Origin of the sequence: Phocaeicola abscessus CCUG 55929, from assembly GCF_000312445.1 — a bacterium.
In the GTDB taxonomy this organism is placed as follows: Bacteria; Bacteroidota; Bacteroidia; order Bacteroidales; family Bacteroidaceae; genus Phocaeicola; species Phocaeicola abscessus.
This window is the reverse complement of record NZ_HE997184.1, coordinates 329,093-343,020: the sequence shown is the minus strand read 5'-3', so window position 1 is coordinate 343,020 and position 13,928 is coordinate 329,093. Positions and strand designations below refer to the sequence as shown.

The window sequence follows — 13,928 nt, the reverse complement described above, 5'->3', positions numbered from 1 at the left end:
ATTTCTATTGACGACGATGAGCTTATGGAAATTGAAAAAGACAGATTGCGCAGAACGGAACTCCTGGTCGGAGAACGGGTGATGGAGCGCGCCGCTGCGGCCAAAGTCATCCTCTTTGGAGTGGGCGGGGTGGGTAGCTGGTGTGCGGAGAGCCTCGTCCGTTCCGGCATCGGCCGGCTGACAATGGTGGATTTCGATCGCATCGACGTTACGAACCTTAACCGGCAGGTGATGGCTACCTCCCGAACGATAGGGCAGGTGAAGGTGGATGCGTTGAAAGAACGCCTGTGGGAGATCGATCCGAACGTAGCCGTCACGGCCGTGCGGCAGACCTACACGGCGGATACGGCGGCTCTTTTCCGATTGGACGATTATGATTATATCATCGATGCGATCGACAGTTTGCAGGACAAGGCCTTGCTTATCCGAGAGGCGACCGCAACTGTAGCGACGTTTTTCTCATCAATGGGAGCGGGGCGAAAGATTGATCCGAAGCGCGTCCGCGTCGCCGAGTTCTGGAAGGTACAGGGATGTCCGTTGGGCGCATCGTTACGACGGAAATTCCGGCGCGATAAGTTTTTCCCGAAAAAGAAATTCTTTTGTGTGTACAGCGATGAACTGTTGTCGAACAGCGGGGAGAACCGAGGCGATGAACTCGATGCTTCGCCTCGCTCGGCCGCCCGCATCAATGGGACGCTAGCGCACATTACGGCGATCTTCGGCTTTACGCTGGCGGGTTTGGTGATGGAGGATCTCTATCGAAAAGAACATGCGTCGCGAAGTATGGAAAACGAAGTGAATAATAACTCTAATTAGTTTATCATGAAAAAGATTTGTGTATTTCTTTGGTGTCTGACGGCGGCGCTTGTTCTGCAGGCCCAGACCGCCTACGAAGCCATTCGCGCCGATCGGCATTTATCAGCTAATAATTATTGCGCTTATCCTGCGCCCATTGCGGCGCTCACCCCCGCGCCAGCCGGCTACGAGCCTTTTTATATCAGTTCGTACAATCGACACGGTTCGCGTTACCTCATCGATCCGAACGATTACCTTTTTCCCAGACGGACGTTGACGACGGCCGATTCCTTAGGGCTGTTGACTGAGCGAGGCAGAGAGGTGAAGGATATCGTGATCAAAATGAGTGAGATGGCGGAGAAACGGCTGGGCGAGCTCACTCCCTTGGGTGCCCGTCAACACCGCGGAATCGCCGAACGGATGGTACGCAACTTCCCGCAGGTGTTCGAGGGAGATGCTTCGGTCGACGCCCGTTCCACCATCGTAATTCGTTGCATCCTTTCCATGGCGAACGAATGCCTCCAGCTGCGTACTCTGAATCCTAATCTTCAAATCACGATGGATGGCAGCGTACACGATATGTTCTACCTCAACCATGACGGCAAGCGTTTCAGCACGCTGTACAAGGAAAAAGAAGGTCGCAAGGCAGGCGAGGAATTCGCCAAGACTCATCTGCATCCCGAACGGCTGATGAAAGTCTTGTTCAAGAGCGACGATTACGTCGCGCATCATGTCAACACCAAGCGCCTGATGCAAACCCTGTTCGATATAGCGGCCAATATGCAGAGCCACGATACGGATATGGAACTGTATTCGCTCTTTACCGATCGGGAATGCTACGACCTCTGGCAGTGCAGCAACGTATATTGGTATCTGGCTGACGGCAATTCGCCGTTGACGGACGGCTGGATGCCTTATCGCCAGGCGGAGCTCTTGCGCGACGTGCTCGACAAGGCCGACGCTTTTCTGCAGACGGGTCGACACGGGGCGATGCTGCGTTTCGGACACGAGTCGTGCCTCTTGCCTTTCGTTTGTCTGTTAGAGTTGGACGATTACGGTAAGGCCTATTCCGATATGGAAACATTGGCCGACCATTGGCATTCGTACGAGATCTTCCCCATGGCCTCCAACGTACAGTTCGTATTCTACCGAAAAGCGAACGATAGCGATGTGCTGGTGAAAGTTTTGCTCAATGAACGCGAGGTGCAGCTTCCCGTCGATACCGATCGTGCTCCGTACTATCCTTGGGCGGAGGTCGCGAAGTATTATCGCCATAAGTTGACTCGTTACGATCGCAGCGAATGGAGTAAATGACCTGTCGGTCTTATCGTTTTCGACTCGCGGTTTGCTTTCGAATGCATCGTGAATTAACAAAAATTATAGATGTGCCGTTACTATATCGGATAAAAAATGATAATTTTGGAAATGATAAGCGAAAATAAAATCATCCCCAAAATAAACGAATATGAAAAATTCAGTAATTACTTTTCCTCTCCCGGCGAACGAACCGGTGAAAACTTATCTCGTAGGTTCTCCGGAACGAGCAGCATTGGAAGAAGAACTCGAACGCCAGCGTAACATGGTGGTCGATATTCCTATTGTCATCGGCGGTAAAGAAATCCGTACGGGCGAGATAGGTCAGGTGGTTTGTCCGCACGATCACCAACACGTGTTGGCTACCTATCATAAAGTGACAGAAAAGGAAGTGAAAATGGCGATCGAATCGGCGATGGAAGCGCGTAAACAGTGGATGAATACCGATTGGACTACCCGTGCGGCCATCGTACTGAAGATGGCCGAGCTCCTGGCTACCAAATATCGCTATATCCTGAATGCGGCGACGATGTTAGGGCAAAGCAAGAATATCTATCAGGCCGAGATCGATTCCGCTTGCGAGACTATCGACTTTTTCCGTTACAACGTGCACTATGCCTCAAAGATTTACTCCATGCAGCCGAAAAACGGCAGCGGAAATCTGAATCATACGGAATACCGTCCGCTCGAGGGGTTCGTGCTCGCTGTCACTCCGTTTAATTTTACCTCTATAGCTTCGAATCTGTGTATGACTCCCGTGCTGATGGGCGACGTGATGGTTTGGAAACCGTCGACCACCGCCTTGCTGAGCAATTATCATCTCATGCAGCTTTACAAAGAGGCAGGCCTCCCCGAGGGTGTTATCAATTTCCTGCCGGGTAGCGGGGCATTGATCGGTCGAGTCTGCATGCAGTCCAAACACTTTGCCGGCATTCATTTTACCGGCTCGACGGCTACGTTCAAATCGTTGTGGAAAGAAGCTTGCTCGAATCTGGATCGGTATATCTCCTATCCTCGTCTGGTAGGCGAGACGGGAGGCAAGGACTTTATCTTCGTGCATCCGACGGCCGATGAGAAAGCGGTGGCTACGGCTGCATTCTGCGGCGCTTTCGAATATCAAGGACAGAAATGCTCCGCCGCTTCCCGGATGTATATCCCCAAGAGCTTGTGGCCGGCTGTATTGAAAAATATGAAAGCCATGGCCGCCGAAGTGAAGATGGGCGATGTGCGGGATCCTTTCAACTATATCAATGCCGTGATCGACGAGACCTCGTTCGATAAGATTGCCTCATACATCAATTATGCGAAGGAATCGAAAGATGCGAAAATCGTGCTGGGAGGCCGCTGTGATAAAACGGTCGGTTACTTTGTAGAACCGACGATCATCGAAACGTCGGATCCGCATTTCAAGTCGATGGAAGAGGAAATCTTCGGGCCCGTCATCACGGTTTATCCGTACGACGACGACAAGATGGAGGAAACGGTAACGCTTTGCGACGAAACATCTCCCTACGGTCTGACCGGCTCCGTATTCGCCCAAGACCGCTTGGCGGCAGAGCGGATCGCCGACAGTCTGTGCTATGCAGCGGGAAACTTCTACATCAACGATAAGCCAACCGGCGCCGTGGTCGGCATGCAACCGTTCGGCGGCGCCCGCGCTTCCGGTACGAACGATAAGGCCGGTGGTGAGTTTAATCTCATCCGGTGGACCGTCCCGAGAGTGATTAAAGAAACGCTGGTATCTCCGACGGATTATCGGTATTCCTATCTGAAATAAAACGCCGGATCATGAAGTACACATACTCTGTTCTATTCGCCGTTCTAACGTTCGCTTCGTGCCAGAAAGTGCAACAAGAAGCGGCATCTGAAAAGCCGACTGAGGAAGTGCAAGAGGAAATGCTCCTCGTGCCCGAATGCGTCGTGTCCGCTCCTCCGGATTCGCTGAAATTAGATCCCTTCTACAAAAAGTATGTGGACGTCAACGGGATCGCCTTGGTTTCATCGTGGAGAGTTCCTGATTCTTGTTTCGTGGCGGCTCACAGAACCCTCTACGCGATGACCGGTTTGCTGGCTCCCGAGATCATGGATGCCATGCGGAAAGTACATGCGCGTGTTGCTATCATGGCGCGTTACGAAGGTACCACCGATCTGCCGGAACACCATTATCTGGTCAACGATACGGCACTGAACTGGGACTTGCGTGCAAGAGGGCTGGGAGGGACTATCGAAGAACCGTTGACCAGCTGTGCGGAAGAGAATATTTTGGCTTATCAGATCGACAAATACCATGCGGAGGATATCCTCGTCCATGAGTTCGCCCATTCCATCCATCTGATCGGTATTCTGCAGGTTCATCCGGAGATCAACGATCGCCTTCAGGAACTGTTGGATAACGCCAGAACGAAAGGGTTGTGGAAGAATACGTATGCCGAGACCGACAAGGAAGAGTACTTCGCCGAAGGCGTGCAGGACTGGTTTAACGTGAATGCAGAAATGCCTTATTCCGACGGCAAACACAATTGGGTGAACACGCGAGAGGAATTGAAAAATTATGATCCAGATCTCTATAACCTACTCGCAACGTATTTCCCCGCGACGAATCTGCAGATAAGCAAACATCCCAAGATCGATCGCTATCATCGTCCAGTCGGGAAGCAATAACTGCTTACGAGAAGTGAAAGATGTTCCGTTTGCTACCCAAGTTCTGGCTGGGCGGCGGTAATGCTAAAAAACAACCATTTGAATATGAACTTTTCGATAAAATATCCGGAAAATGACGGAGGGATGAATGGACGTATCAAACGCTTGCGCCGGCAGAGCATGGATACTCCCGCTACCTTGTCGATCGAACGGGCGCTTATTGAGACCAATTTCTACAAAAAAAATTATGGTACGCTGCCCATTGCCGTGTTGCGTGCGAAAAACTTCTATGAGATTTGTAAGAAGAAAACGATCTATATCGGCCAGGACGAACTGATCGTGGGAGAACGGGGACCGAAGCCGAAGGCCGTACCGACATTCCCGGAATTGACCTGCCATTCCGTCGAGGATCTCGAAATACTGAACGCTCGCGAACTCCAAAGTTACCGTATCAGCAAGGAAGATATCGAGACGTACGAAAAGGTGGTCATCCCCTATTGGAAAGGCAAGACCCAGCGCGAACGTATCTTCAATCATGTTTCCAAGGCCTGGGAAGAGGCTTATCGCGCGGGTGTGTTCACGGAGTTTATGGAACAACGTGCCGCAGGTCATACGGCGATGGACGGCAAGATGTATCGTATCGGATTATTGGAACTGAAGGAACGCATCGCCGAGAGAATTGCTAGTTTGGATTATATCTGCGATCCGCAGGCTACCGATAAAGAACAGGAGCTGGAGGCTATGTCCATCTCGTGCGATGCGGCTATACTGTTCGCCGAGCGGCATGCGAAGCTGGCCGAGGAGATGGTTGCAAAGGAGGTCGATTCGGAGCGGAAGGCGGAACTGCTGAGGATTGCCGATGTCTGTCGTCGGGTGCCGGCTCATGCTCCGCGTGATTTGTGGGAAGCCATTCAAATGTATTGGTTCGTCCATTTGGGGACGGTGACCGAATTGAACGGCTGGGACAGCATGAACCCCGGTCATATCGATCAACATCTCTATCCGTTCTACCGAAAAGGAATCGAAGATGGGACATTGACCCGCGACAAGGCGAAGGAGTTGATTTCCTGCCTCTGGATCAAGTTCAACAACCAGCCAGCCCCTCCGAAAGTGGGGGTTACCGCACTCGAGTCCGGGACTTACAATGATTTTACCAATATTAATATCGGCGGTATCGACCGCTACGGTAACAGTGCCGTCAACGAAGTGTCCTATCTTATCCTTGAGGTGCAGGAGGAATTGCACGAGCTTCAGCCGGGCCTGAGTATCCATATCGCTCCCTGCACGCCGAACGATTTTCTTATCGCCGGGATAAAGGTTATCCGCGAAGGGAACGGTTATCCTTCGATCTTCAATCCGGAGGCCTATGTGAAGGAATTGACGCGTCAGGGCAAGTCGTTGGAAGACGCTCGCGAGGGCGGTTGTTCGGGATGTATCGAGGTGGGCGCCTTCGGCAAGGAAGCCTACCTGTTAACGGGTTATTTGAATACTCCCAAAATCTTGGAGATCACGTTGAACAACGGCACGGATCCGGAAACCGGCAAGCGACTCGGCTTGGAGACGGGAGATCCGCGCAACTTCAAAACGTACGAAGAACTCTACGAGGCCTGGTGCAAACAAATGAACTATTTCGTGAACTTGAAACTCTCGGTCAATAACTACATCGAGCGGATGTTCTCTCTGTACGCTCCCGCGCCCTTCCTCAGCCTGTTCATCGACGACTGCATTGAAAACGGGATGGATTATTACAGCGGCGGGGCGCGTTACAATACGACCTACATTCAATGTACTGGATTGGGAACGATTACCGACTGTCTGGCAACGTTGAAAAAACATGTCTTCGAAGAGCATAAGTACACGATGAACAAGATCCTGAAGGCTTGTGCCGACAACTTTGAAGGCGAAGAGAAGATGCGGCAGTATATCCGTAACCGTACACCTTTCTTTGGAAACGATGACGAGTACGCCGATACGATCGCCGTGAAGGTGTACGACGATTTGGTCGCGACCATCGAAGGCAGGCCGAACACGCGCGGAGGGAAGACGTATCTGAACATGTTGAGTACGACTTGTCACAACTATTTTGGTTCGGTCTGCGGTGCTACCCCCAACGGACGTCTCGCTCACTTTGCGATTAGTGACGGCACATCGCCTTCGCATGGCTCCGACTCTCGCGGACCTACTGCTGTCGTCAAGTCGCTGGGAAAATTGGATCAGTCGAAAAGCGGGGGGACGCTGCTGAATATCCGTTTTACTCCCGCCCTCTTGAAGAGAGAGGAAGACTTGATGAAATTGGCCAGCTTGATCCGTACCTATTTCAAATTCGGCGGGCACCATATTCAGTTCAATATCGTCGATACGGAAACGCTGCGTGACGCGCAAAAACATCCGGATGAGTATAAGGATCTGTTGGTGCGTGTAGCTGGATACTCCGATTACTTTAACGATATGACGGCGCAACTTCAGAACGAGATCATTGCTCGTACGCAGAACGAAGAATGGTAAGCCGCGCTATGGCCTTAATCTTTGATATTAAGCGATATGCAATCCATGACGGTCCTGGCATCAGGACCACCATTTTCATCAAAGGTTGTCCGTTGAGATGTATCTGGTGTCATAATCCGGAAAGTTGGAGCAGTGAGGCACAGAAGCTTTATAGGCAGTCGAAATGCATCGGCTGTGGCACTTGCATGCAGGTTTGTCCAATGCACGCCCTTCGACTGACGCCGGAAGGTATCCGGCCGGTGGAAGGAAAATGTCTCAGTTGCGGCCTGTGTACGGAGGAATGTCCGACCAAGGCCTTGGAGATGTGCGGCAGAGAATGGGCGATGGATGAATTGATGATGGAGATCGAAAAGGAACGCGATGTGATGGAGGATAGCCATGGAGGAGTTACCCTGTGCGGAGGGGAACCCTTGTTTTATCCCGATTATGCCCTCGAACTCCTCCAGGAACTCGGCCGGCGAGGGTTCCACCGGACGGTGGATACCACCCTATTCGTCGATCCCGGGGACCTGAGGAAGGTGACGGCCGAGTGCGAATTGTTCCTCGTCGACCTGAAAGTGATGGACTCCGCCAAACATCGGTTTTTTACCGGCGTATCGAACGAACGGATCCTGCGAAACATCCGAATGTTGGCGGAGATAGGTAGGGATTTCCTGATCCGCATACCGCTTATTCACGGAGTGAACTCCGACGAGAGGAATATCGAGGATACGGCCGCCTTCCTCGAAGAATTGCCCTGGAAACGGAGGACACTGAACTTGTTGCCCTATCACGAAGTGGGACAGGATAAGCATCGCCGTATGTGGATGACTTATAACCCCAGACATGATGCCATGTCGACTCCCTCGGAGGCTGAACAGGAGCGTTGCGTACGACAATTCGCCGCCCACGGGCTGACGGCTGTCATCGGCGGTTGACGAATCCCGTTAAAAACTGTATTTTATTTTCATCCATGTCTTCGAATTGCTGGCATACATCCGAAACATTCCTCCGTCGGCGTGAAAAAAGTCGTAGTTAGCGGTCAGCGTGATCTGGTCGTTCAGCGCGTTTTATCAATAGAGACAGCACGGTACAGAACAGCTCGTCCTTGTCTTTGAGATATTTATAGAAGTTTCCCAAGGCCACACTCGGGTGTTTAGTGATGGTGTTCATTAACATTTTTTACGCCGTTTCGGATGAATTCTTCACGGGTCACGGCGATGATCATATGTTTCAATTCTTTTTTCTTTGTATCCTTTCTATTGTTTGTTTAGCGTCACGTCGGATTCAAAATGAGCGCTGTTCTGTTTTTGTTCATAAAAAACGCATTGCCTTTTCTGAACAATACGCTCTTTCGCTGATAGCCGATCGATGGAGGCGTTATGTAATGATTGGTCTTTCTCATATTCGTGACGCAGTTTGATTTTCCTTGAATAAAAGTAGATATTCCACAACGACGGAGCAATACTTATAAATAAGTATTTTGCTGCCCAATGCATCGATTTGTTGTCGTACCGCTTGACGACCGGGCGAACGGAAAGGAAAAGATGCATACGGAATGCGAATATTTGATTGTTTGGATTCCTTCATACTCGATTTTGTACTATCTTTGTTAGCGATTAATATGTTGAAAAATGAATAAGCAAATTAAACAGATAGCCGAGCGTCTGAAAGGGTTGCGCGAAGTATTTGACCTTACGCCGGAGGAAGTCGCCGCAGCCTGTGAACTCCCTCTCAACAAATATGTGGAGATGGAGAGTGGGGATAAAGATATTTCGGTAAGCGCTTTGCAAATGATCGGCCGTAAATACGGTATTTCTTTAGATGTGCTGATGTTTGGGGAAGAACCGTACATGAGATCTTATTATGTCACACGCAAGGGAGCTGGAAAATCCGTAGAACGCACGAAAGCGTATAAATATCAAGCCTTGGCCGCAGGATTTCGCAATAGGAAAATGGATCCATTTATCGTGACTATAGAGCCTAAACCCGAAGGTACGGAAATCTATTTCAATAAACATGAGGGACAGGAGTTTAATTTCGTTCTCGAAGGAGAGATGCTGATCAATGTCAACGGAAAAGAATTATTTCTGAAAGACGGTGATAGCATCTATTTCGATTCCAAACAACCTCATGGTATGTTAGCTTTGGGAGGGAAGCCTCTGAAATTTCTAGCGGTGATTATATAGAATTATGGTAGAACGTTTTCTCGAACAAACCTCTTTCGCATCGCAGGAAGATTTCATCGAGCATATGAAGATAAAAGTACCCGAGGGCTTTAATTTCGGGTATGACATCGTCGACCGATGGGCGGATGAAGCCCCCGACCGAAATGCGTTGCTCTGGACCGACGATCGGGGTGAACATATCCAATTTACGTTTGCCGACATGAAGAAGTACTCGGATCAGGCGGCCTCGTACCTGCAAAGTCTTGGTGTCGGGTTTGGCGATAAGGTTATGCTCATCTTAAAGCGTCGATATGAATTCTGGTTTTCTATGATTGCTCTGCACAAATTGGGAGCAGTTGCCATCCCGGCGACCTTTCTGTTGACGAAAGAAGATATGGTTTATCGATGTAATGCTGCCGGTGTCAAAGTCATCCTCGTTGTAGGCGAAGAGCCTGTCGTCACGCAGGTGAAAGATGCTTTGCCGGAATCTCCCACGGTGATGCATATCGTAAGTATCGGACCCTTGCAGCCGGAAGGTTTTGACAATTTTCAACGAGGCCTCGAACGTGCACTTCCTTTTGTTCGCCCGTCCCGTCGGACGACGAATGACGATGTGATGTTGATGTATTTTACTTCAGGAACAAGCGGTGAACCAAAGATGGTAGCGCACGACTTTACTTATCCGTTGGGACATATCGTGACGGCTTGTTTTTGGCACAATCTCCGCCCGGACAGTCTGCACCTGACCATCGCGGATACAGGCTGGGGAAAGGCCGTTTGGGGGAAGCTGTACGGACAAATGATTGTGGGTTGTAACATCTTTGTATACGATCACCGAAAGTTTACGCCGCATGATATCTTGACGAAGATTCATGAGTATCGGGTTACTTCGCTCTGTGCGCCTCCCACCGTTTATCGTTTCCTAATCAAAGAAGACCTGAGCAAGTACGATCTCTCTTCGTTGTCGTACTGTACTACGGCCGGCGAAGCATTGAACGATCCAGTATACGACACGTTTCGTCGGTTGACAGGAATCAGATTGATGGAAGGCTTTGGCCAGACGGAAACCACATTGACGCTGGCTAATTTCTCTTGGATGGAGCCAAAACCAGGCAGCATGGGGAAGCCGAATCCACTTTATCGAATTGATTTGTTGATGCCTGACGGTCGTTCGGCCGAAGATGGCGAGAAAGGGGAAATCGTTATTCGCACCGATAGAGGGAAACCGCTTGGGCTGTTCAAAGCGTATTATCGGGATGAAAAACGAACCCAAGAAGTCTGGCATGATGGAATCTATTACACCGGTGATATCGCGTGGCGCGACGAAGACGGGTATTATTGGTTTGTCGGCCGGGCTGACGATGTAATCAAGAGTTCCGGTTACCGCATTGGTCCGTTTGAGGTGGAGAGTGCGCTGATGAGTCATCCCGCAGTGACAGAGTGCGCTGTTACGGGTATTCCCGACGAGGTGCGCGGAATGGTTGTCAAGGCTACCGTCGTTCTCTCCGAACAATATAAAGGTCAAGAAGGGCCGGAGCTGATCAAAGCGTTACAGAATCATGTGAAGAAGGTGACGGCACCCTATAAATATCCCCGGGTGATGGAATTTGTGGATGAATTGCCTAAAACCATCAGCGGGAAGATCCGCCGGATAGCGATTCGCGATAAAGATAGAAGAAAGTGTCAGAACAAGTCTTGACTATTACAACGATTAAAAGTCTGGACAACGCCATTCGCATCTTTGAAAGGTTTCTTGATTTCAATTCTACTAAGTACGATTAAAAGAAAGTAAGGACGTGAAGATTAACTGCCTTATGCGGGCATTTCAATTCTACTAAGTACGATTAAAAGGGAAACCATCGAGGTTGGCGACTTTATAGAAGTGGCATTTCAATTCTACTAAGTACGATTAAAAGGACTTTTAACGAAATCTCATTGCTTAATTGCTGCATTATTTCAATTCTACTAAGTACGATTAAAAGTTGTTACCATCCCTTGTCTTGTATAATGACAGTATAATTTCAATTCTACTAAGTACGATTAAAAGACAAAACAAGCGCACTTCTTTAAACTTATTATCGAATTTCAATTCTACTAAGTACGATTAAAAGACTCGGCAAAATAAGTATGCGGGTTGCGACCCGAATTTCAATTCTACTAAGTACGATTAAAAGGCGTGCAGCGTAACGAGATGAATGGAGAATGTGCAATTTCAATTCTACTAAGTACGATTAAAAGTATAAGCGTCGAGATAGGAAAAAGAAAATAAGAAAAATTTCAATTCTACTAAGTACGATTAAAAGCTTTGTTACCAGCTTTATGACACGTGTCTTCAACATTTCAATTCTACTAAGTACGATTAAAAGCCGGCATCAACTCATACAGTCTTATCGGTAACCTGATTTCAATTCTACTAAGTACGATTAAAAGAAAGCTTGCAACGATTCGACAGTTAAAGCTTACGACATTTCAATTCTACTAAGTACGATTAAAAGAGAAAGCCATTTGCAAGCCCTGTCTTAACATAAAATATTTCAATTCTACTAAGTACGATTAAAAGAAAGCTTGCAACGATTCGACAGTTAAAGCTTACGACATTTCAATTCTACTAAGTACGATTAAAAGTAACGGTGGATATGAAGTGGGAGGGCAGGAAGGAAATTTCAATTCTACTAAGTACGATTAAAAGATAACAGTCGTAAAAGAAGTCGAGAAGAAACTATCGAATTTCAATTCTACTAAGTACGATTAAAAGACCTGTGTCTGTCATAATTTTTATAATTTAATTGATTTCAATTCTACTAAGTACGATTAAAAGGTGAAGATGATACGCAAGCTGCCAATCTCCCCTACATTTCAATTCTACTAAGTACGATTAAAAGATGGCGTACGACAATATAAACTTCCAGCGAAGAAGCATTTCAATTCTACTAAGTACGATTAAAAGACCATACAGCCTGCCTACCGTGCCGTCGTTGCGGTATTTCAATTCTACTAAGTACGATTAAAAGACCAGATGCCCGGAGAATGGTGTCAGTTTTGCAAGGATTTCAATTCTACTAAGTACGATTAAAAGGCAATAGCGATACAGACCCCCAGCCTGCATACTCAAATTTCAATTCTACTAAGTACGATTAAAAGAGAGGTGCTCATACACAAATGGAAAAAAGAGAACAAATTTCAATTCTACTAAGTACGATTAAAAGTTTGGCAGCGCCAGCATATCGGCCATATTTATGCCTAATTTCAATTCTACTAAGTACGATTAAAAGCGTAAGAAAGAACTTCAAACTCAATCAGCATGAAATATTTCAATTCTACTAAGTACGATTAAAAGAGACGGTACCGTATTCACACCGACTTAAGTTAATGGTATTTCAATTCTACTAAGTACGATTAAAAGTTAATGTACCTTGCCATATCTGTATAACATTTTAATATTTCAATTCTACTAAGTACGATTAAAAGGTCCTCTATAGCGTCTAGATCTAAATTTGCTAGCAAATTTCAATTCTACTAAGTACGATTAAAAGGAAGTCGAAATTATTCACTTCAAAAACTACACGAATTTCAATTCTACTAAGTACGATTAAAAGGCTTACAAACGAATTCAAAGGATGGTGTGGTGTTTTAATTTCAATTCTACTAAGTACGATTAAAAGACCATACTTGCGTACAAAGAACCACGCTTTGCGCAATTTCAATTCTACTAAGTACGATTAAAAGCATGGCTGGACACTCGAACGGCTGGCATCTAAAAATTTCAATTCTACTAAGTACGATTAAAAGAGCATGGCTGGACACTCGAACGGCTGGCATCTAAAAATTTCAATTCTACTAAGTACGATTAAAAGTTTGCAATCTTCGTTTCCGATACATCAATCAAACTATATTTCAATTCTACTAAGTACGATTAAAAGTTCTTTTGTCGGCTTGTTAAAGTTTCCTATTGCCTGATTTCAATTCTACTAAGTACGATTAAAAGTATCGGTGCGGAGTACCATCTCGATGTTGCTGTTGCTCATTTCAATTCTACTAAGTACGATTAAAAGGAAGTACAAAGGAATAAAATAAGTTTGTCAATGGTATTTCAATTCTACTAAGTACGATTAAAAGAGACTTCGGCCGCCGGCTCGTTGTCCGCCAACTCAATTTCAATTCTACTAAGTACGATTAAAAGGCTGTCCAGTTTAGTAATCGAGTTTGTTGGTGGACAATTTCAATTCTACTAAGTACGATTAAAAGGTCATTGATGATGTAAACAACGAATATATATTTGCATTTCAATTCTACTAAGTACGATTAAAAGTCCGTCCAACGACAATAAAAAAGCTGTTGCAACTCGAATTTCAATTCTACTAAGTACGATTAAAAGTTAGTATACAATTTCTTGCTATCCTTATATTCAGAATTTCAATTCTACTAAGTACGATTAAAAGTTCTTTTTCCAGCTCCGTAAGAATCGTAATTACAGAATTTCAATTCTACTAAGTACGATTAAAAGAATTTTATGCGGTATCATTGACA

General features: G+C 47.0%; 8 protein-coding genes and 1 CRISPR repeat array (1 of these 9 cut by a window edge). All 8 genes read left to right on the top strand.

The features are described from left to right. Positions 1 to 24: 24 nt before the first annotated feature. A complete protein-coding gene (locus BN102_RS07885) occupies positions 25 to 816 on the top strand; it encodes a tRNA threonylcarbamoyladenosine dehydratase (RefSeq protein WP_019208580.1) in 792 nt (263 codons plus the stop codon). 6 nt (positions 817 to 822) lie between these two features. After that, a complete protein-coding gene (locus BN102_RS07880) occupies positions 823 to 2,109 on the top strand; it encodes a histidine-type phosphatase (protein ID WP_019208579.1) in 1,287 nt (428 codons plus the stop codon). Positions 2,110 to 2,260: 151 nt separating this feature from the next. After that, a complete protein-coding gene (pruA, locus tag BN102_RS07875) occupies positions 2,261 to 3,886 on the top strand; it encodes an L-glutamate gamma-semialdehyde dehydrogenase (protein WP_036787629.1) in 1,626 nt (541 codons plus the stop codon). A gap of 11 nt (positions 3,887 to 3,897) precedes the next feature. Further along, positions 3,898 to 4,770 (top strand): M90 metallopeptidase family protein, encoded by an 873-nt coding sequence (locus BN102_RS07870; RefSeq protein WP_021311716.1) that lies wholly within the window; start codon positions 3,898 to 3,900, stop codon positions 4,768 to 4,770. An 84-nt stretch (positions 4,771 to 4,854) separates the two neighbouring features. After that, positions 4,855 to 7,254 (top strand): trans-4-hydroxy-L-proline dehydratase, encoded by a 2,400-nt coding sequence (hypD, locus tag BN102_RS07865; protein ID WP_021311729.1) that lies wholly within the window; start codon positions 4,855 to 4,857, stop codon positions 7,252 to 7,254. Positions 7,255 to 7,262: 8 nt separating this feature from the next. After that, the gene (locus BN102_RS07860) at positions 7,263 to 8,171 is read left to right on the top strand and encodes a glycyl-radical enzyme activating protein (RefSeq protein ID WP_036787741.1); all 909 of its coding nucleotides are present in this window, start codon (positions 7,263 to 7,265) and stop codon (positions 8,169 to 8,171) included. Positions 8,172 to 8,867: 696 nt separating this feature from the next. After that, positions 8,868 to 9,422 (top strand): helix-turn-helix domain-containing protein, encoded by a 555-nt coding sequence (locus BN102_RS07850; protein WP_019208572.1) that lies wholly within the window; start codon positions 8,868 to 8,870, stop codon positions 9,420 to 9,422. A 4-nt stretch (positions 9,423 to 9,426) separates the two neighbouring features. Further along, positions 9,427 to 11,100, top strand: a complete 1,674-nt coding sequence (locus tag BN102_RS10575; RefSeq protein WP_051007720.1) for an AMP-binding protein — start codon at positions 9,427 to 9,429, stop codon at positions 11,098 to 11,100. A gap of 57 nt (positions 11,101 to 11,157) precedes the next feature. Further along, positions 11,158 to 13,928: a CRISPR direct-repeat array (repeat unit 29 nt; unit sequence ATTTCAATTCTACTAAGTACGATTAAAAG); it runs 691 nt beyond the window's last position.